Origin of the sequence: Colwellia ponticola (genome assembly GCF_005885605.1) — a bacterium.
Lineage (GTDB): Bacteria > Pseudomonadota > Gammaproteobacteria > Enterobacterales > Alteromonadaceae > Colwellia > Colwellia ponticola.
This window is the reverse complement of the sequence record NZ_SZVP01000182.1, coordinates 1-424: the sequence shown is the minus strand read 5'-3', so window position 1 is coordinate 424 and position 424 is coordinate 1. Positions and strand designations below refer to the sequence as shown.

The 424-nt window shown below is 38.2% G+C and carries 1 protein-coding gene; it reads left to right on the top strand.

Annotated elements, in window-relative coordinates:
* Positions 1-39: 39 nt before the first annotated feature.
* Positions 40-424, top strand: a 385-nt coding sequence (locus FCS21_RS17895) for a 3-hydroxyacyl-CoA dehydrogenase family protein (RefSeq protein ID WP_246047319.1), incomplete at its 3' end; no start/stop codon positions are given.

The following is a 424-nucleotide window of genomic DNA, read 5'->3' as shown; positions in this document are numbered from 1 at the left end:
AACACTTCTTCGATTTCGATTACTCAAATTGGAGCCGTTGTGGCGCATCCTGAACGTGTTATCGGTATGCACTTTATGAATCCTGTGCCAATTATGAAACTAGTGGAGATCATTCGTGGCTACAACACAAGCGACGAAGTGACTAAAATCATCATGAATCTTTCGGAAAAATTAGGAAAAACACCCGTTGAAGTAAACGATTATCCAGGTTTTGTTGCTAATAGAATTTTGATGCCTATGATCAACGAAGCTATCGAAACCTTATACAACAAAGTAGCCGGTGTTTATGAAATTGACACGGTTATGAAACTTGGAATGGGTCACCCAATGGGACCTTTGCAATTGGCTGATTTTATTGGTCTAGATGTATGTTTAGCCATATTAAATGTAATGTATGACGGTTTCAAAAATCCAAAATATGCGC